Below are 19465 nucleotides of genomic sequence, written 5' to 3' on the forward strand. Positions count from 1 at the left end.
CCGCCGCAAGCGATCCAGCGAGCAAAGGGGATGCATATGGCAACTACTCTCACCATCAACGGCGAAACGAAATCGTTCGACGCGCCACCTGAAATGCCGTTGCTGTGGGTGCTGCGCGACATCCTCGGAATGACCGGCACCAAATTCGGTTGCGGCATCGCGCAATGCGGCGCCTGCACCGTGCATGTGGACGGCAAGGCGGTGCGCTCCTGCGTACTGTCGGTCAGCGCGGTCGCGAACCGCGCCATCACCACCATCGAACATGTCGGCACAACACCCGCTGGCGCGAAAGTGCAGAAGGCCTGGCTCGATGCCGAAGTGATCCAGTGCGGTTACTGCCAGTCCGGCCAGATCATGGCCGCCGCCGCGCTGCTGGCGGCCACGCCGCACCCCGATGACGCCGACATCGATGCCGCGATGGCCGGCAACATCTGCCGTTGCGGCACCTATGTCCGCATCCGTGAGGCCATCAAGCAGGCCGCCAACGGTCGCCAGTCGTGAGGTCCGCCATGAATTCACATAACGGCGTCACCCGCCGCACGCTTCTGACCGGCGGCCTCGCTACCGGCTTCCTGCTCGGCTTCCATCTGCCGTTGCGCGCCGCCACCAACGAGCCGCCGCAGCGCGATGTGACCGACGGCAAGTTCGCCCCGAACGCCTTCATCCGCATCGACGAGACCGGTCGCACCATCCTGATGATGCCGCAGGTCGAGATGGGCCAGGGCACCTACACCTCGATCTCGGCGGTGCTCGCGGAGGAGCTCGACGCCGACTGGAGCAAGGTCGAAGTGCAGCACGCGCCGCCGAACGACAAGCTCTACGGCAACCCGACCTTCGGCCTTCAGGTCACCGGCAATTCGAACTCGATCCGCGCCTGGTGGTTGCCGCTGCGCAAGGCTGGCGCGACCGCGCGCGCGATGCTGGTGCAGGCCGCCGCCAGCCAATGGGCCGTCGAGCCGTCAAGCTGCACGGCATCGAAGGGCGAGGTCTCCCATGCCGCAAGCGGCCGCAAGCTCGCTTACGGCGCGCTGGCGCTCGCAGCCCAAGGCCAGACGCCGCCGAAGGACGTCGCGGTCAAGGACCCCAAGGACTTCGTCCTCATCGGCCAGCCGCTGAAGCGGCTCGACACGCCCGAGAAGACCAACGGCAAGGCGGTCTACGGCATCGACGCGATCCTGCCCGGCATGAAGATCGCAGCGATCGCCAATTGCCCGGTGTTCGGCGGAAAGGTCGGCAAGGTCGATGACAGCGCCGCGACGAAGGTTGCCGGCGTGCGCAAAATCGTCGTGCTCGACGACGCGGTCGCTGTGATCGGCGATCACATGTGGGCCGCCAAGAAAGGCCTCGAGGCGCTCAAGATCGAGTGGAACGAGGGAGCGAACGCTGGGATTTCCACCAGGGACATCTGGGACGATCTGCGCAAGGCCAGCGAGAAGGACGGCGCGGTCGCGAAATCCGAGGGCGACATCGCCAAGGCCCTTGCAAGTGGCGACAGATTCGAGGCGGCCTACGAGCTGCCGTTCCTCGCGCATACGTCGATGGAGCCGATCAACGCCACGGTTCACGTCAGGCCGGATGCCTGCGAGATCTGGACCGGCACGCAGATCATGACGCGCGTGCAATCGGAGGCCGCGAAGGCTGCCGGCGTTCCCGTCGACAAGGTGATCGTCAACCAGCATCTGCTCGGCGGCGGCTTCGGCCGCAAGCTGGAGCCGGACATGGTGGTCGCGGCGGTGAAGATCGCGAAGCAGGTCGACTATCCCGTGAAGGTCATCTGGACCCGCGAAGAGGATATCCAGCACGACGTCTATCGTCCGGTCTATCGCGACCAGGTCACGGCGTCGCTGGTCGACGGCAAGGTGGCGGCCTGGAAGTACAAGGTGGCCGGCTCCGCCGTGCTGGCGCGCTGGCTGCCGCCCGCATTCCAGAAGGGCATCGACATCGACGCCGTCGACGCCGCCGTCGATGCGCCCTACGACTTCGCCAATTTTCACGTCGAGTATGTCCGTGCCGAGCCGCCGGCGGTGCCGACGGGCTTCTGGCGCGGCGTCGGCCCGAACAACAACGTATTCGCGGTCGAATGCGCGATGGACGAGCTCGCGCGCAAGGCCGGCAAGGATCCGATCGAATTCCGCCGGTCCATGTTGACGAAAAACCCGCGCATGCTGGCGGTGCTGAACCAGGTCGCGGAAAAATCCGGCTGGGGCCAGAAGCTGCCGCCGCGCGTCGGACGCGGCATTTGCGTGCAGCCGTCATTCGCGAGCTTCATCGCGACCGTGGTGGAAGCGGAGATCGACGACATCGGCGAGATCGTGCTCCGCCGCATCACCTCGGTGGTGGACACCGGCATCGCGGTCAACCCCGACACCGTGAAGGCGCAGATCGAGGGCGGGCTCATCTTCGGCCTCACCGCCGCGCTCTATGGCGAGATCACCATCGAGAAGGGCCGCGTGCAGCAGTCGAACTTCCACGACTACCGCATGATGCGCATCAACGAGACGCCGAAGATAGAGGTCATCGTCGTCAAGAGCGGCGAGGCGCCCGGCGGCATCGGCGAAGCCGGCGTCAATGCCGGACCGCCGGCGCTGCGCAACGCGATTTACGCCGCAACCGGCGTGGCGCTGCGGCGCCTGCCTATCGATCGGAAACTGCTGGCTGCGGGGAAGAAGGCATGAGCGGCACAATGCGTATCCTCACCAGCGTCGTTGTCATCGCAATCGTCGCAGCAGGGCTTGGCGTCTGGATCATCCGCGGGCCCGGCCCGCTCGATTTCGCCGGTGGCACCAAGGTGGCGCTGGCGGATTACCGCGCGGGCAAGCCGACCGGCGTGCCCGCAAAACTCGAGAAGGCAAGCCTGGTCGAGCGCGGCGAATATCTGGCAAAGGCAGCCGACTGCATGGTCTGCCACACCAAGCCGGGCGAGAAGGACTATTCCGGCGGGCTCGGCTTCAAGCTGCCGTTCGGCACGCTGTATTCGACCAACATCACGCCGGACAAGGACACCGGCATCGGCAATTACAGCGACCGGGATTTCCTCAACGCGGTCCAGCACGGCCAGCGCCGTGACGGCGCGCGGCTCTATCCGGCGATGCCGTACACGTCCTACACGTTCATGACCGACGACGACGTGCTGGCGGTGAAGGCCTATCTGTTCAGCCTGCCGGCCGTGCGGGCCAAGGCGCCCGACAACACGCTGTCGTTCCCGTTCAACCAGCGCTGGGCGATGATGGTCTGGTCCGCCGTGTTCAATCCGGACACGCGCTTTGCGCCCGACACCTCGAAGAGCCCGGAATGGAATCGCGGTGCGTATCTGGTCGAGGCGCTGGCGCATTGCGGCGAGTGTCACACGCCCCGCAATCTCGGCTTCGCGCTCGATAACCGCAAGAAGTTCGCGGGCGCGATCACGGCCGGCTGGCGTGCCTTCAACATCTCCTCCGACAAGGCGACGGGGCTGGGCAACTGGCGCGATGAGGACCTGATCTCGTATCTGTCGCTCGGCCACGCGCCCGGCCACGGCTCGGCCTCGGGCCCGATGGGTGAAGCCGTCGATCACAGCTTCAGCCAGTTCGCGCCGGAGGACATCCGCGCCGTCGTTGCTTACTTGCGCAGCGTGCCGCCGCAGCCCTCGCCCGACCTGCCCGCCACCACGGCGCCGGTCGCGCCCGCCTCGCACAAGGAAGGCATCACGGCGGATGCACGCGGCAAGATGCTGTTCGCCGGCGCCTGCGCCAGCTGCCATGGCTGGAGCGGCGAGAGCCCGGTGTCGCCGATGGCGACGCTGACCGGCACCTGGGCGGTGAACGATCCTAGCGCGACCAACGTTGCGCAGATCGTGATCTCGGGGACGAAGCGGCATACGCCGGAGGGTGCGCTCTCGATGCCCGCGTTCGGGAATGCGTACACGAACGATGAGATCGCGGCGGTGGCGAACTATGTCACAGCGCGGTTCGGGACGAAGGGCTCGAAGCTGACCGCGAAGGATGTCGCGGAGCTGCGGGAGCAGACGGCGGATTAGCGTACAGCGAGATTGATGAGCAAGCGCGCGCGTCAATCTCCACTGTCGTCCCGGACAAGCGAAGCGCCGATCCGGGATCCATACCCACAGGGAGTGGTTGTGCGAAGACTCGGAGTGGGAGCTGTGCCCCACACTCCTTCCTGGGGTTATGGGTCCCCGCTTTCGCGGGGACGACACCGCGTATGAGGTGCCGCTTTCAACCCAACCAGAACACAAGCGGGGACGCTTCGTTCGCCCCCGCCGACCTTCGTCGTCATGTAATCGCGATCGGGCAGCCGTTGCTTCCCGTAGCGCCCTTGATCGGGGCGGGGGTGAAACTATAGACGAACTGGTATTTCTTGTCGGCGATCAGCTCGTCGAAGATCAGGTTCTCGTGGTTGTGGATGCCGTTCTTGGTCTGCAGCTCGGCGTGGACCACGAAGGCGAGCGTCTTGTCGGGATTGGGCACCACCTCGACTGCCCACGTGTCGGCTCCCGTGAGAGCGAGATCCTTCTCGACGATCCATTTGGCAGCGTCGAGGCCGATGCCCGGTTCTCCGCTGTTGAAGCGATCGTTGTTCTTCATCCAGAGCGAGCCCCAGCCGGTGTGGAACATGATCGCGTCGCCGGGCTTGATGTCGCTCTCGGGGATGTTCTGCTTCGCCAGCCCCGCCTTGATGTCGGCTGAGGAGATCTCCTGCCCCGCATCCATCATGCCGCCCTTGAGCGCGACCATGTCGATCAGATGCGCACGGGTGAAGATCGGCTTGAGCTTCTCGATGCCGAGCTTCTTCAGGCCGTAGGCGTCGCTGATCTCGGCCGCTGTGAAGCCGTTGTAGAATCGCATCTCGTTCTTGTCGCCCTCCTTGCCCATCTGGATGCCGATGTGACCAAGACCGTCAAACTGCGTGCCGGTCTGGCCGATCTCGGTCGCAAGAAACTCGTCGTGATACACGAGCTTGTTGTCGCCGAACGGCCCGCCAGTCGGGCTGCCGGGAATGCGCAGCGCGAACACCCGCGCGCCGAACAGCGGCATCGCAGCCTCGTAGACGCGACCGATCTTGTAGATCTTGCCGTCCTTGATCCATTTCGCCGCGTCGAGGACCTTCGCCGGGGTGATGTGGTTGGATGCGCCGGACTCGTCATCCTTGCCCCATTTCGATGGCCACCATGGCTTGTCGACGTTCTTGGGCATGGAGGTGGCAGTCTGCGCCTGGGCTTGGCTGATCGGCGCGAGCGAGAACTTGCCATGCATCGCGCCGGCGAACGCCGCGCCCGCGACGCCGGCGATGCCCGCGGTGCGGAGCAAGGTCCGGCGATCGGTCGTGGCGCCGCTGGTGTCTTGATCTACGTCGTTGATCTCATTAGACATTGCACCCTCCCAGGTTGTGGTCCAGATAAATCTGGACTCTAAAATTGCCGTCAGCCTCCTCCTCCGCTAGGTTATTGTCCAGCGACAAAAATAAGACCGTTGGTGCGAGAGCTTCCAATGAGCCTGTTTGAAAGCGACAAATCCGCACAGCGACTTCCGGTCTCGCTGATCACCGGCTTTCTCGGCAGCGGCAAGACGACATTGCTCAATCGCCTGCTGCGCCACGACGGCATGAAGGACAGCGCCGTCATCATCAACGAGTATGGCGAGGTCGGTCTCGATCATCTTCTGGTCGAGCGCGTCGATGGCGAGGTCGCGGTGCTCGCAAGCGGCTGCATCTGCTGCACCATCCGCAGCGACCTGGAGCAGACGCTGCGAGATCTTCTGGTGAAGCGGGACCGTGGCGAGGTTCCCCCATTCCGCCGTATCCTGGTCGAGACCACCGGTCTCGCCGACCCCGCGCCGATCGTGCAGCTCCTGCTCAACAATCCTCTCGTCTCGCACTTCCTGCGGCTCGACACGGTCGTGACCACGGTCGATGCGGTCAACGCTCCGCATCAGCTCGATCGGCAATATGAGGCGGTGAAGCAAGTGGCGTTGGCCGACCGGCTGTTGATCACCAAGCGCGATCTGGTCGAGAACATCGCAACGCTGGAGCTGCGCCTGCGGCGCCTCAATCCCGGCGCCAGAATCGAAAGCGTCAGTCATGGCGAGATCGATCCTGCACAGCTATTCGGCGCCGGCCTGATCGATCCCGAATTGAAAAAGATAGACGTGGAGCGCTGGCTCAACGAGCGGGCCTTCGCGGAATCGCATGCGCACGCCGGTCATTCGCATCACGATCATCACGGGCACCATGACCACGGCCATCCTGATCACGATGCGTCAATCGCCAGCTTCATGCTGGCGTTCGACGAGCCGCTCGACTGGATGGCCGTGACGCGCTGGCTGGCGTATCTGCGCAACGCGCGAGGAGAGGACCTGCTGCGCGTGAAGGGAATTCTCAATCTCCGTGGCGAGCCGACACCGATCGTGATCCACGGCGTGCACCACGTGTTCCATCCGCCGGTCGCGCTTGGTGCCTGGGCCGACAGCGATCGCCGCTCACGCATCGTGTTCATCACACGCGGCATCGCGCGTGCGGAAGTGCTTGAGCTCTGGCAGGCAGTCCGCGCGGCAGCTTGAGACAGCCGCACTTTCCGTCAGCTCAACCAGAACCGCGGCGTCGCCGGCTCCAGCCGGCCACCCACGCGCACCGGCGCGATCTTCAGTGCGAGGCCTGTTGCGTCATCCGTCTCCACCGCAACACCACTCAGCGTCGCCACGCCCGCCGCGGGCTCGAACCGGCCCGACGGAATCCCCGACGTGAACCGCCGCAGCGGCTCTTCCTTCTGCATGCCGATGATGGAGTCGTAATCGCCGGTCATGCCGGCGTCGGTCATGTAGGCGGTGCCGCCCGGCAGGATCTGGTGGTCGGCGGTCGGTACATGCGTGTGCGTGCCGACGACGAGGCTGGCGCGGCCGTCGCAGAAGAAGCCGATGCCCTGCTTCTCGCTGGTCGCCTCGCAATGGAAATCGACGACGATGGCGTCGGCGGCAACACCGAGCGGACAGGCGCCAAGCTCGCGCTCAAGTGCGGCAAAGGGATCGTCGAACGGGGTCATGAAGACGCGGCCGAGCGCGTTGACGACGAGGGCGTGCTTGCCGTTCTTGGTCTCGACCAGGGCAGCACCGCGGCCGGGCGTGCCGCGCGGATAGTTCGTGGGACGCACCAGGCGGTCGGCGCGCCCGATGAAGACGAGCGCCTCGCGCTGGTCCCAGGAATGGTTGCCGAGCGTCACCGCGTCGGCGCCGGCGTCGAGAAACTCCTGATAGATTGCTTCCGTGATGCCGAAGCCGCCGGCGGAATTCTCGCCGTTGACGACGACGAGATCGAGCGACCAGTCCTTGACCATGCCGGGCAGGTATTCCGCGATGGCGTTGCGGCCGCTGCGGCCGACGACATCACCCACGAAGAGAATGCGCAACTTCAGAACTCCGGAAATCAAACACGTCCGATTCCGTTAGCACATAATCCAGCGCCACGTCGTGCGATAGTGCCGGAACGGCCTTGATCTCCTGCGCTGCAAAAGCGAGCCCGATGCCGAGGATGTTCTTGGCCTTGCGCAGATGCGCGAAGGTGAAATCGTAATGCCCCGCGCCATAGCCGATGCGATGGCCGAGACGGTCGAACGCCGCAAGCGGCGTCAGCATGATATCGGGGATCACTTCGGCCGCCGCCGGCGACGGCTCGGGAATGCCGAGCGGGCCGAGCATCAACCGGTCGTTCGGATGGAAGATACGGAAGATCAGCGACTGGCCGCGCGCGGTGACGCAAGGCAGCGCCAGCCTGGCGCCCGCCTCCGCGAGCTTCTTCAGCAGCGGCATCGGATCGATCTCGCTGCGGATCGGCGAGTAGCCGGAGACGATGCTGCCGGGCAGGAGATCGAACGGCAGCCCGCGCTTGGCGAGCTTTGCGGCGGCGGCGATGCGCTTCTTCTCACTGAGCGCGTCGCGCGCCGCGAGGGCTTTGGCGCGGAGTTCGGCTTTGGTATTGGTCATGCGCTTGGGTCCCCCACGTCATCACCCGCGAAAGCGGGTGATCCAGTATTCCAGAGGCGGTGGTGATTCACACAAAGGGCGCGGCGTACTGGATGCCCCGGTCAAGCCGGGGCATGACACTTGTTGAACTGGCCGCAGTCGTTTCGACAAGCACAAACCAAGCAACAAAAGTGCGAAGCCGCGGACGCCGTTGAAGCACTCGATCCCGGAGTTCCCTACGAAAGTAGGTGGGCACCATATGTCCGGGCCCACGGGCCCGGCCAGGGACAGTTCCCTAAAGGATCGATAAGGCCCCGGGGATATATGGCTCCTGACGCGCGTCGCAGCCTCGCCTGGGCAATGTAACAACGATACTGACGAATCGCCATAGCGATCGCACGTGATCGCCGGGATGCGGGGAAAAAGCCGGGCCTGCATGGTTCGAGACGCCCGCCTTAAGGCGGGCTCCTCACCATGAGGGTCCAAGATCTCGCCGCGAAACATGACCTCATCCTGAGGAGCCCGCTCCAGCGGGCGTCTCGAAGGATGGCCACAAGGAAACCGCCCGTCAGCCGATCGCAATCCCGTTGCCGACGGTCCGGTTCAGGACCTGGGTCGACTTCTCGATGCGCTCGGCGGCGGAGTTCAGTGCGTTCACCACCGCGGTCTGCGTCATCCTGGCGCGCTCGACGGCGGCATTGCGGAAATCCCGCAGCTCAGTCAGCTCCTGCTCCATGGTGCGGACGCGGTTGCCGGCGTCGACCAGCTCGTCGCAGACGGTCAGCGCCGCCATCACGGTGAGGCGCGCGTCGCCGATCTCGCCGAATTTTCCGCGCAGCGACTGAATCCGCGTTTCCAGGCTTTCGGCGAGCTTCAGCAGGCGCACCTCCTGGCCCTCCTCGCAGGCCATGCGGTATTGCCGGCCGTTGATGGTGACGTTGATGTGGCTCATCCGTCCTCTCCGGTATCGAGCACCGAGCGTATCGTGACGATGGCGGAATCCAGCCGATCGGAGATCTCGCGATTTGTGCGCTCGAGCTTGCGCGCCTTCACCAGTGCGCCGTCGAGTTCGTCGGCGAGCCGCGAGCGATCCGCACCGAGCGCCTGAATCCGCGCCGCAAGCTCGTTCTCGTCGCGATCGGCATCGCGCCGTCGCTCCACCGCGCTCTCGAGAGAGTCGAGCGCCGCCGTGAGCCTGCGGGTCGCGATCTCGATCTCGACGGCCGAGGACTCCGTCATGGCAGAGCTGTTGGATACGCGATCGTTCATGCAGTCAGCGGCGGAACCTGTGGCCTTGCCCTTGGACGTCCCCATGGACGTCCCCTTGGGCTTTACCTGGGAGCTTGCCGTCCGGCAAAAGACTCGGTTCGGCAAGCGGTTAGAAGCAGAAATTTACGTGGCAAGCTAGCCTAGCGCAACGCCGCCGGGAAACTATGCACTGCTAAGCAACTTTTACGGCCAAACCGACGTTTGACTGCCTTGGACTCCCGGAACCGAGGTGCTATCCCAGCCCCGACCCCAGCGGCCGAAAGGCTCCTTTCCGCGCGGGCGAATACCGCCGCCAAGCGCCTCATTTCAGACGGATTTCCAGACATGACGCAGGTCGATCACAACCGTATGGCCAACGCGATCCGCGGCCTCGCAATGGATGGCGTCGAGAAGGCGAAATCGGGCCATCCGGGCCTGCCGATGGGCGCCGCCGACATGGCCACGGTGCTGTTCACGCAATTCCTGAAATTCGACGTCGCTGCGCTGGACTGGCCCGACCGCGACCGTTTCGTGCTCTCCGCCGGCCACGGATCGATGCTGCTCTATGCGCTGCTTCATCTGATCGGCAGCCCCGAGATGACGATCGACCAGCTCAAGGATTTCCGCCAGCTGGGATCGCTGACGCCCGGACACCCCGAACACGGCCACACCAAGGGCGTCGAGACCACCACCGGTCCGCTCGGCCAGGGTCTCTCGACCGCGGTCGGCATGGCGCTCGCCGAGAAGATGCTCGCCGCCGAGTTCGGCAAGAAGATCGTCGACCACCACACCTACGTGCTCGCCTCCGACGGCGACTTGATGGAAGGCGTGTCGCAGGAAGCGATCGCGATGGCCGGGCATTGGAAGCTCAACAAGATGATCGTCCTTTATGACGACAACGGCATCTCGATCGACGGCCCCACCTCGATTTCCGATTCCGTCGACCAGGTGAAGCGCTTCAAGTCGGCGGGCTGGGCGGCCGAGAAGATCGACGGCCACGACCAGGCCGCGATCGCCGCCGCCATCACCCGCGCGCAGAAATCCAGCAAGCCGACGTTGATCGCCTGCCGCACCACCATCGGCTTCGGCGCACCGCATAAGGCCGGCACCAACAAGGTGCATGGTGAAGCGCTCGGCGCCGAGGAGCTCAAGGCCGCCAAGGAAAATCTCGGCATCTCGCTCGAGCCGTTCTCGGTGCCCGACGACGTGCTGAAGGCCTGGCGCGCCGCCGGCACCCGCGGCGCGGCTGCCCGGCAGGAATGGGAGACACGGCTCAGCGAGCTGGGCAGCCGCAAGCGCGCCGAGTTCGAGCGCCGCCTGCGCCATGAACGTCCGGCCGCGCTCGCCAAGGCGTTCCGCACCTACAAGAAGGAGCTGCTGGAAAAGCCGATGAATGCGGCGACCCGCAAGTCCTCCGAGGCCGTGATCGAGGTTATCGCCGGCGCGATGCCGATGGAGTTTCTGGCGGGCTCCGCCGACCTCACCGGCTCCAACAACAACAAGGCGAAATCGGCGACCGCGTTCTCGGCCAAGACGCCGAAGGGCCGCTTCATCCATTACGGCATCCGCGAGTTTGGCATGTGCGCCGCCATGAACGGTGTCTTCCTGCACGGCGGCTTCGCGCCGAACGGGGCGACGTTCCTGGTGTTCACGGACTACGCACGTCCCGCGATGCGCCTAGCCGCGCTGATGGGTGTCGGCGTCGTCTATGTGATGACCCATGATTCCATCGGTCTCGGCGAGGACGGCCCGACCCACCAGCCGGTCGAGCACCTGTCCGCACTGCGGGCCATTCCGAACATGCGCGTCTTCCGTCCCTGTGACTCCATCGAAGTCGCCGAGTGCTGGGAGCTTGCGCTCAATCGCGTCGACGGTCCGACCGTGCTGGCACTGACGCGGCAGAACCTGCCGCAGCTGCGCACCAATGCGCCGAACGAGACCCTCTGCCAGTACGGCGCCTACGAACTGGTGGCAGCGCAGGGCGAAGCCAAGGCCACGCTGTTCGCCTCCGGTTCCGAGGTCGAGATGGCCGTCGCCGCCCAGAAGCAGCTCGCCGAGCGCGGCATTCCGACACGGGTGGTCTCGGTGCCCTCGCTCGAACTCTTGCTAGCGCAACCAAAGGAACGCCGTGACGCGATCATCGGCAACGCGCCGGTGAAGGTCGCGATCGAGGCCGCGGTGCGCTGGGGCTGGGATGCCGTGATCGGCCAGGAAGGCGAATTCGTAGGCATGCACTCGTTCGGCGCCAGCGCGCCCCTCAACAAGATTTTCCAGCATTTCGGCATTACCGCCGAGGCTGCGGTTAACGCTGTGCTGAAGCGCGTTTCCTGAGAGTTGAGCTTGCCAAAAAAAAGGACTACGTAATCTCTCATATGATCAAGCACCGCCCGGCAGAACCGGGCGTCCGCCCCTAAAAAACCCTCGCAGGCGCGTATGGCGCGTTGTGCAGGGTGACTAGGCGTTATCGATCCCGTCATTGAACGGTCATAAGGAGACGAAACATGGCAGTCCGCGTCGGAATTAACGGTTTTGGCCGCATCGGCCGCAACATCCTGCGGGCTATCGCCGAGTCCGGCCGCAAGGACATCGAAGTCGTCGGCATCAACGACCTCGGCCCGGTCGAGACCAACGCCCATCTCCTGCGTTTCGACAGCGTCCATGGCCGCTTCCCCGGCACCGTCACCGTCGAAGGCGACACGATCAGCCTCGGCGGTAACAAGATCAAGGTGACCGCCGAGCGCGATCCCTCGAAGCTGCCCTGGAAGGATCTCGGCGTCGACATCGCGATGGAATGCACCGGCATCTTCACCTCGAAGGACAAGGCCTCCGCGCATCTCACCGCCGGCGCCAAGCGCGTTCTCGTTTCCGCGCCCGCCGACGGCGCCGACGCCACCATCGTTTACGGCGTCAACCACGAGACGCTGACCAAGGATCACCTCGTCGTCTCCAACGGCTCCTGCACCACCAACTGCCTGGCGCCGGTGGCCAAGGTGCTGAACGACCTCGTCGGCATCGAGACCGGCTTCATGACCACGATCCACGCCTATACCGGCGACCAGCCGACGCTCGACACCATGCACAAGGATCTCTACCGCGGCCGCGCGGCTGCGATGTCGATGATCCCGACCTCGACCGGCGCCGCCAAGGCGATCGGCCTCGTGCTGCCCGAGCTGAAGGGCAAGCTCGACGGCGTCGCGATCCGCGTGCCGACCCCGAACGTCTCGGTCGTCGACCTCAAGATCATAGCCAAGCGGGCCACCGACGTGAAGGAAATCAACGCGGCGATGAAGCGTGCCAGCGAGCAGCAGCTCAAGGGCATCCTCGGCTACACCAGCGCGCCGAACGTCTCGATCGACTTCAACCACGACCCGCACTCCTCGACCTTCCACGAGGACCAGACCAAGGTGCAGAACGGCACGCTGGTGCGCGTGATGTCCTGGTACGACAACGAGTGGGGTTTCTCGAACCGCATGGCGGACACCGCCGTCGCGCTCGCGAAGGTGATCTAACGCAGGTCTCGTGTCCCGGACGCGATGCAGCGTGCAACGCTGCTTCGCTGATCCGGGACCCATTATCACCACGGGACTCGCCGCAATGTGGGTCCCGGTTCTGCACAGCGGCACTGCGTGCCGCAATGCGCCCGGGACAAGGAAGCGTCCGATGACCAACAAATTCCGCACCCTCGACGACGTCGATGTGAAGGGCAAGCGCGTGCTGCTGCGCGTCGATCTCAACGTGCCCATGGACAACGGCCGCGTCAGCGACGCGACCCGGCTCGAGCGCGTCGCGCCGACCATCACCGAAATCTCGGACAAGGGCGGCAAGGTCATCCTGCTCGCGCATTTCGGCCGGCCGAAGGGCCGCGACGCCAAGGACTCGCTGAAGCCGGTCGCCGGGGCGCTGTCGAAGGTCGTGAACAAGCCCGTCGCCTTCGCCGATGATTGCATCGGCGAGCCCGCGGCGAAGGCCGTGGCGGCGATGAAGGACGGCGACGTCCTCTGTCTCGAAAATACCCGCTTCCACAAAGAGGAAGAGAAGAACGATCCCGCCTTCGTCGCGGAGCTGGCAAAGCTCGGCGACATCTGGGTCAACGACGCGTTCTCCGCCGCGCACCGCGCCCACGCCACGACCGAAGGCCTCGGCCACAAGCTGCCGGCCTATGCCGGCCGCACCATGCAGGCCGAGCTCGTCGCGCTGGAGAAGGCGCTGGGATCGCCGACCAAGCCCGTCATTGCGATCATCGGCGGTGCAAAAGTCTCGACCAAGATCGATCTGCTCGAAAACCTGGTGACCAAGGTCGATGCGCTGGTGATCGGCGGCGGCATGGCCAACACCTTCCTGCACGCCCAGGGCGTCGGTGTCGGCAAGTCGCTGGCCGAGAAGGATCTCGCCCCGACCGCGCTGCGCATCATGGAGAAGGCGGAAGCCGCCAATTGCGCGATCATCCTCCCCGTGGACGCCACCGTCGCTTATCATTTCGCGGCCAACGCGCCGTCGCATGCCTACGGCCTCGATGCGATCCCGGCCGACGGCATGATCCTCGACGTCGGCCCGCAGTCGATCGCGCGCGTTCATGCCGCCATCGACGACGCCGCCACGCTGGTCTGGAACGGTCCGCTCGGTGCCTTCGAGATGCAGCCGTTCGACCGTGGCACGATGGCAGCCGCCAAGCACGCAGCGGAACGCACCAAGGCCAAGAAGCTGATCTCGATCGCGGGCGGCGGCGACACCGTCGCGGCGCTCAACCAGGCTCATGTGGCCGGTCAGTTCACCTATGTTTCGACCGCAGGTGGCGCATTTCTTGAATGGATGGAAGGCAAGCCCCTGCCCGGCGTCGAAGTGCTTCGCATCAAGTAATCTTGCACCAAGTAATCTGGCGCCAAGCAATCTGGCACCTAGTAATTCGTCGACAAGAAACACGCGGCCCCACGAGGCCCAAACGGAGAAAGACACACATGGCTCGGATCACGTTGCGTCAATTGCTCGACCATGCGGCTGAGAACGATTACGGCGTACCGGCCTTCAACATCAACAACATGGAGCAGGCGCTGGCGATCATGGACGCGGCCAACACGGTGGACGCTCCCGTCATCATCCAGGCCTCGCGCGGCGCGCGCTCCTATGCCAACGACATCATGCTCAAGCACATGATGGACGCGGTCACCGAAATCTATCCGCACATTCCGGTCTGCGTGCATCTCGACCACGGCAACGAGGCCGCGACCTGCATGACCGCGATCCAGGCCGGCTTCACCTCGGTGATGATGGACGGCTCGCTCAAGGCCGACGGCAAGAGCCCGGCCGACTGGACCTACAATGTCGGCGTCACCAAGACCGTGACCGACATGGCCCATCTCGGCGGCATCTCGGTCGAAGGCGAGCTCGGCGTGCTCGGTTCGCTCGAGACCGGCATGGGCGACAAGGAAGACGGCCACGGCGCCGAGGGCAAGCTCTCCCACGACCAGCTGCTGACCAATCCGGACGAGGCCGTGAAGTTCGTCCAGGAGACCAAGGTCGACGCACTCGCGATCGCGATGGGAACGTCTCACGGCGCCTACAAGTTCACCCGCAAGCCCGACGGCGACATCCTCGCCATGAAGGTGATCGAGGAGATTCACCGCAAGCTGCCGAACACGCATCTCGTCATGCACGGCTCGTCGTCGGTGCCGCAGGACCTCCAGGACATCATCAACGAGTTCGGCGGCAAGATGAAGCCGACCTGGGGCGTGCCCGTGTCCGAGATCCAGCGCGGCATCAAGCACGGCGTGCGCAAGATCAACATCGACACCGACAACCGCATGGCCATGACCGGCCAGATCCGCAAGGTGTTCAAGGAGCACCCGGAAGAGTTCGACCCGCGCAAGTACCTGAAGCCCGCGATGGAAGCGATGACCAAGCTGTGCAAGCAGCGGCTGCAGGAGTTCAACACCGCAGGCCAGGCCTCCAAGTTCAAGAAGGTCCTGACCCCCGCCGAGATGGCCAAGCGCTACGCCAAGGGCGAGCTGGATCCCAAGGTGGCGTAAGGCCCTTCAAGCCCATTCCCGGGTCATTCCGGGACACGCCAACGGGTCTGCGCGAATGCGCGGCCCGATGACAGGCTCCGCGTGGGCCCGGAATCCATAACCACCGCTCGGGGGTATGGATTCCGGGCCTGCGCCTTTCGGCGCATCCCGGAATGACGGAAAGGCCCCTTTACCCTGCGACCAACGTTAACTCGGCAATTGCCCGATAACGGTCTATTTTCGCAGGCAAGGGCAGAATCGTTTTGGGAGGACCTCTCGATGAATCTGACTGAGCTCAATGGAATCGCGACCACCATGGTCGCGCCGGGCAAGGGCATCCTTGCCGCCGACGAATCCTCCGGCACCATCAAGAAGCGGTTCGACGCGATCGGCGTGGAATCGACGGAAGCCAATCGCCGCGACTATCGCGAGATGCTGTTCCGGTCGAAGGAGGCCATGAGCCAGCACATCTCCGGCGTGATCCTCTACGACGAGACGATCTGGCAGAACGCCGCGGACGGCACGCCGCTGGTCAAGCTGATCGAACAGAGCGGCGCCATCCCCGGCATCAAGGTCGACGAGGGCACGCAAGCCCTGCCGATGTGTCCGGGAGAGCTCGTCACCGTCGGGCTCGACAAGCTCGCCGAGCGGCTGAAGAAATATCACGAGCGTGGCGCGCGCTTCGCCAAATGGCGCGCGGTGATCGATATCGCCGGTGGCATTCCCTCGATGACCGCGATCAGCGTCAACGCCCACGCGCTGGCGCGGTACGCCGCGCTTTGCCAGGCCGCGCAGATCGTGCCGATCGTCGAGCCGGAGGTGCTGATGGACGGCGACCACGACATCGACCGCTGCTATGAAGTCACCCAGCGTGTGCTCAACAAGACGTTCCAGGAGTTGCGCGTGCAGCGCGTCGCGCTCGAAGGCATGGTGCTGAAACCGAACATGGTGATCTCCGGCAAGACGTCACCGAAACAGGCCTCCGTCGAAGAAGTCGCGGAGAAGACGATACGGCTTTTGAAGGCCTGCGTGCCCGCGGCCGTGCCCGGCATCGCCTTCCTCTCCGGCGGCCAGTCGGATGTGGAGGCAACCGCGCACCTCAACGCCATGCACAACCTCGGCGCCTTGCCCTGGGGTCTCACCTTCTCCTACGGCCGTGCGCTTCAGGCCGCGCCGCAGAAGGCCTGGTCCGGCAAGGCCGGGAACGTCACCGCCGGACAAAACGCATTCAGTCATCGGGCCCGCATGAACGGCCTCGCCTCCAAAGGCGAATGGCAAAGCAGCCTGGAAAAGAAGGCAGCCTAGATCTTGTCGAACAAACCGCCTCCGCCGCGCCCGGCGCCGCGCCTCTATCTCGCGACGCCCGTCGTCGATGATCCCGCTACGCTCGTCGCCGAGCTGCCGGCCCTGCTCGCCGCCGCCCACGTCGCGGCCGTACTGCTGCGGTTGAAGGAGACCGACCAGCGCACCATGATCACGCGCATCAAGGCCTTTGCGCCGCCGGTGCAGAAGGCGGGTGCCGCGCTGCTCGTCGAAGGCTATCCGGAACTCGTCGCACGTGGCGGCGCCGACGGCGCGCACCTGCCCGGCATCGCCGCGCTGAAAGAGGCGCTGCCGTCGCTCAAGCCCGATCGCATCGCCGGCGTCGGCGGGCTGACGACGCGGCACCATTCCATGGATGCGGGCGAGATCGGCGCGGACTATGTGCTGTTCGGCGAGCCTGACGCGAAGGGCCAGCGGCCATCGTCGCAGGCGATCGCCGAGCGGCTGGACTGGTGGGCCGAGCTGTTCGAGCCGCCCTGCGTCGGCTTTGCGACGTCGCTGGAAGAGGCCCATGACTTCGCCGCCAGCGGCGCTGATTTCGTGCTGGTCGGCGAGCTCATCTGGGCCGATCCGCGCGGGCCGAAGGCAGCGCTGATCGAGGCCGATGCCGCGATCAGGAAGGGCTTTGCGGCTGCGCCTCTGGGCCAGGATTTTGGGGCCCAAGATCCTGCGGACAGCGAGCACGGCTAGCGCCCGACATGAAGCTTCCGCGCATCACCATTTTGGCTACGCTGCTGCTGACGACGCCCGCGGCTGCGCAGCTCCAGATCGCGCCGCCGGCAACGATCCCGAGCCCACCGGCTGAGAAGCAGAAGCCCAAGCCGCCTCCGCCTGCCAAGAAGAAGGAGGCCGCGCCGGCGCCAAAGCCGTCGTCCTCCCCCAAGCCCGCACTGCCCGCGACCGTGATCCCGGCGCCGGCAACCGATGCGCCGGGGGTCGACCTGGTGTACGGCGCCTATCAGCGCGGCCAGTACAAGACGGCGTTCGATCTCGCCACCGCCCGCGCCGCGACCGGCGACCCAAAGGCGATGACCATGCTGGGCGAGCTCTATTCCAACGCCATGGGCATCCGCCGCGACTACGCCAAGGCGCTCGACTGGTACAAGCGTGCCGCCGACGCCGGCGACCGCGAGGCGATGTTCGCACTCGCCATGCTGCGCATCTCGGGTCGGGGCGGCCCGGTGGACAAGGGCGAGGCGGTGAAGCTGATGGCCTCCTCCGCCAAGCTCGGCGAGCCCAAGGCGGCCTACAATCTCGCTTTGCTGTATCTGGACGGCCAGACCCTGCCGCAGGACGTCAGGCGTTCCGCCGAGCTGCTGCGCCAGGCGGCCGACGCCGGCCTGCCGGAGGCCCAATACGCGCTTGCGACCTTCTACAAGGAGGGCACCGGCGTGCCGAAGGACCCGGAACGCGCGGTACGGCTGCTCCAGGCGGCCTCACTCGGCGACAATGTCGATGCAGAGGTCGAATATGCCATCGCCATGTTCAACGGCACCGGGACGCCGAAGAACCAGCCTGCCGCCGTCGCGCTGCTCCGCAAGGCATCCCGCCAGGGCAGCGCGATCGCGCAGAACCGGCTGGCCTGGGTGCTGATCAACGGCGTGGGCACGACCATGGACAAGGTCGAGGGCTTCAAATGGCATTTGGTCGCCAAGACATCCGGCAAGGGCGATCCGGAGCTCGACAAGCAGTTGGCCGACCTGCCGGCCGAAGACCGGTCCAAGGCCGAGGCCGCCGCCAGGAAGTGGCTCGGGACCAAATGACTTGACGCAAGGGCCCTCGCAGGGCACCCAATCCTTCAAACAGGCGCGATTTCGCGCCATTTCCCCCGATCAAGACCAGAGCACATGCTGTATTCCGCCACTATCAACGTCATGGTCAAGGCCGCGCGCCGCGCCGGCCGCAGCCTCAAGCGCGATCTCGGCGAGATCGAGCATCTCCAGGTCTCGCTGAAGGGGCCGGCCAATTTCGTCTCGCTCGCCGACAAGCGCGCCGAGGAGATGCTCTACCAGGACCTCGCCAAGTCCCGTCCCGGCTACGGCTTCATCGGCGAGGAAGGCGGCACCCGCGAGGGCTCCGACAAGAGCCACACCTGGATCGTCGACCCGCTCGACGGCACCACCAACTTCCTGCACGGCATCCCGCAATTCGCGATCTCGATCGGCCTCGTGCGCGAGGGTACGATCATCGCGGGCGTGATCTACAACCCCGCCAACGACGAGCTCTACATCGCCGAGCGCGGCAAGGGCGCCTTCCTCAACGACCAGCGCCTGCGCGTGGCCGGACGCCGCCAGCTCAACGAATGCGTGGTGGCCTGCGGCCTGCCCCATATCGGCCGTGGCGACCACGAGGAATTCCGCCGCGAGATGACCGCGATCCAGGACCGCGTCGCGGGCTTGCGCCGCTTCGGCGCCGCCTCCCTCGACCTCGCCTTCGTCGCCGCCGGCCGCCTCGACGGCTATTGGGAGCGCAATCTGCAATCCTGGGACATCGCGGCGGGCATGCTGATGGTGCGCGAAGCCGGCGGCACGGTCACCGACATCGCGACGCCGGGGGATGCGCTGGTGACCGGGCACGTGGTGTGCGGGAATGAGTATGTGCACGGGGAGCTGGTGAAGATTTTGCGGAAGTAGAGCGAGGCTTCAGACCGAGCACGGAGGCCGCGCGTTCGCGACCTCCGGTCCCCTTGCGGACGTTCTCGTTCGGTCCGTGCTTCCGACCTGAGTGCCTGCTTTTAATTTGGGGAGTTGCCTAGTTTCATCCCCGGAACTGAATCGACTGCACCTAGTTAAGGGGCATCGCCGACGGCTCAAGAGGTTCGCCATGACCCAGCATCGCCGTCGATTGAAACAATCCTATCCACTTGAAGAACGAATGGCCCGGCAGGCTATCGAGCCTAAAGAGCAGCCCGACCAGTCACCAGCTGGGCCAGCGCGCGAGGCCGTG

Annotated in this window: 17 protein-coding genes and 1 other RNA gene; 12 read left to right on the top strand and 6 right to left on the bottom strand. The window is 65.2% G+C overall.

The features are described from left to right. The first annotated feature begins 36 nt into the window (after positions 1–36). From AB7532_RS31220 to AB7532_RS31230, 3 genes are read left to right on the top strand one after another with little or no spacing between them, the layout of a single operon-like run. Positions 37–501, top strand: a complete 465-nt coding sequence (locus AB7532_RS31220; protein ID WP_441238505.1) for a (2Fe-2S)-binding protein — start codon at positions 37–39, stop codon at positions 499–501. Between the two features lie 8 nt (positions 502–509). After that, complete coding sequence (locus tag AB7532_RS31225; RefSeq protein WP_441238506.1) at positions 510–2675, top strand: molybdopterin cofactor-binding domain-containing protein; 2166 nt, start codon at positions 510–512, stop codon at positions 2673–2675. Continuing rightward, positions 2672–4015, top strand: a complete 1344-nt coding sequence (locus tag AB7532_RS31230; RefSeq protein WP_441238507.1) for a c-type cytochrome — start codon at positions 2672–2674, stop codon at positions 4013–4015. Before AB7532_RS31225 ends, AB7532_RS31230 begins: the two co-directional genes overlap by 4 nt. Positions 4016–4268: 253 nt before the next feature. On the opposite strand, the gene AB7532_RS31235 is transcribed toward AB7532_RS31230, so the two are convergent. Next, positions 4269–5366: a cyclase family protein gene (locus tag AB7532_RS31235; RefSeq protein WP_441238508.1), complete on the bottom strand. Its 1098-nt coding sequence runs from the start codon at positions 5364–5366 to the stop codon at positions 4269–4271. Between the two features lie 117 nt (positions 5367–5483). Here AB7532_RS31235 and AB7532_RS31240 point away from each other — a divergent pair, with 117 nt between their 5' ends. Then, positions 5484–6551 carry a CobW family GTP-binding protein gene (locus tag AB7532_RS31240; RefSeq protein WP_441238509.1) on the top strand — a complete coding sequence of 356 codons (1068 nt, stop codon included), beginning with the start codon at positions 5484–5486 and terminating at the stop codon, positions 6549–6551. Between the two features lie 17 nt (positions 6552–6568). Here AB7532_RS31240 and AB7532_RS31245 read toward each other — a convergent pair whose 3' ends face one another. The 5 genes from AB7532_RS31245 to AB7532_RS31265 form a co-directional block, all read right to left on the bottom strand. Further along, on the bottom strand, positions 6569–7393 hold the full coding sequence (locus AB7532_RS31245) for a TIGR00282 family metallophosphoesterase (protein ID WP_441238510.1): 825 nt from the start codon (positions 7391–7393) through the stop codon (positions 6569–6571). Then, positions 7371–7967 carry a 5-formyltetrahydrofolate cyclo-ligase gene (locus tag AB7532_RS31250; RefSeq protein ID WP_441238511.1) on the bottom strand — a complete coding sequence of 199 codons (597 nt, stop codon included), beginning with the start codon at positions 7965–7967 and terminating at the stop codon, positions 7371–7373. Before AB7532_RS31250 ends, AB7532_RS31245 begins: the two co-directional genes overlap by 23 nt. Positions 7968–8138: 171 nt before the next feature. Continuing rightward, positions 8139–8299: non-coding RNA, 6S RNA (ssrS, locus tag AB7532_RS31255), on the bottom strand. A gap of 215 nt (positions 8300–8514) precedes the next feature. Next, positions 8515–8898 carry a cell division protein ZapA gene (locus AB7532_RS31260; protein ID WP_441238512.1) on the bottom strand — a complete coding sequence of 128 codons (384 nt, stop codon included), beginning with the start codon at positions 8896–8898 and terminating at the stop codon, positions 8515–8517. Then, positions 8895–9215, bottom strand: coding sequence for a DUF4164 domain-containing protein (locus AB7532_RS31265; RefSeq protein ID WP_441239390.1), 321 nt, complete (start codon positions 9213–9215; stop codon positions 8895–8897). The genes AB7532_RS31260 and AB7532_RS31265 overlap by 4 nt, the downstream gene beginning before the upstream one ends. A 324-nt stretch (positions 9216–9539) precedes the next feature. Between AB7532_RS31265 and tkt the strand changes: the two genes are divergently transcribed. The 8 genes from tkt to AB7532_RS31305 all read left to right on the top strand — a co-directional run bounded on the left by tkt (position 9540) and on the right by AB7532_RS31305 (position 19152). After that, positions 9540–11525 carry a transketolase gene (gene tkt / locus AB7532_RS31270; protein ID WP_441238513.1) on the top strand — a complete coding sequence of 662 codons (1986 nt, stop codon included), beginning with the start codon at positions 9540–9542 and terminating at the stop codon, positions 11523–11525. Between the two features lie 170 nt (positions 11526–11695). Further along, complete coding sequence (gene gap, locus AB7532_RS31275) at positions 11696–12703, top strand: type I glyceraldehyde-3-phosphate dehydrogenase (RefSeq protein ID WP_441238514.1); 1008 nt, start codon at positions 11696–11698, stop codon at positions 12701–12703. A gap of 151 nt (positions 12704–12854) precedes the next feature. Next, the gene (locus AB7532_RS31280; RefSeq protein WP_441238515.1) at positions 12855–14051 is read left to right on the top strand and encodes a phosphoglycerate kinase; all 1197 of its coding nucleotides are present in this window, start codon (positions 12855–12857) and stop codon (positions 14049–14051) included. 98 nt (positions 14052–14149) lie between these two features. Next, entirely contained in the window at positions 14150–15217 is a 1068-nt protein-coding gene (fba, locus tag AB7532_RS31285) for a class II fructose-bisphosphate aldolase (RefSeq protein WP_441238516.1), read from the top strand. A 258-nt stretch (positions 15218–15475) separates the two neighbouring features. After that, positions 15476–16501 carry a class I fructose-bisphosphate aldolase gene (locus AB7532_RS31290; protein WP_441238517.1) on the top strand — a complete coding sequence of 342 codons (1026 nt, stop codon included), beginning with the start codon at positions 15476–15478 and terminating at the stop codon, positions 16499–16501. A 3-nt stretch (positions 16502–16504) separates the two neighbouring features. Then, a complete protein-coding gene (locus tag AB7532_RS31295) occupies positions 16505–17209 on the top strand; it encodes a thiamine phosphate synthase (RefSeq protein ID WP_441238518.1) in 705 nt (234 codons plus the stop codon). A gap of 8 nt (positions 17210–17217) precedes the next feature. Beyond that, complete coding sequence (locus AB7532_RS31300) at positions 17218–18282, top strand: tetratricopeptide repeat protein (protein ID WP_441238519.1); 1065 nt, start codon at positions 17218–17220, stop codon at positions 18280–18282. Between the two features lie 84 nt (positions 18283–18366). Then, positions 18367–19152: an inositol monophosphatase family protein gene (locus AB7532_RS31305; RefSeq protein WP_441238520.1), complete on the top strand. Its 786-nt coding sequence runs from the start codon at positions 18367–18369 to the stop codon at positions 19150–19152. The last annotated feature ends 313 nt before the right edge of the window (positions 19153–19465 follow it).

The organism is Bradyrhizobium sp. 930_D9_N1_4 (assembly GCF_052076015.1).
In the GTDB taxonomy this organism is placed as follows: Bacteria; Pseudomonadota; Alphaproteobacteria; order Rhizobiales; family Xanthobacteraceae; genus Bradyrhizobium.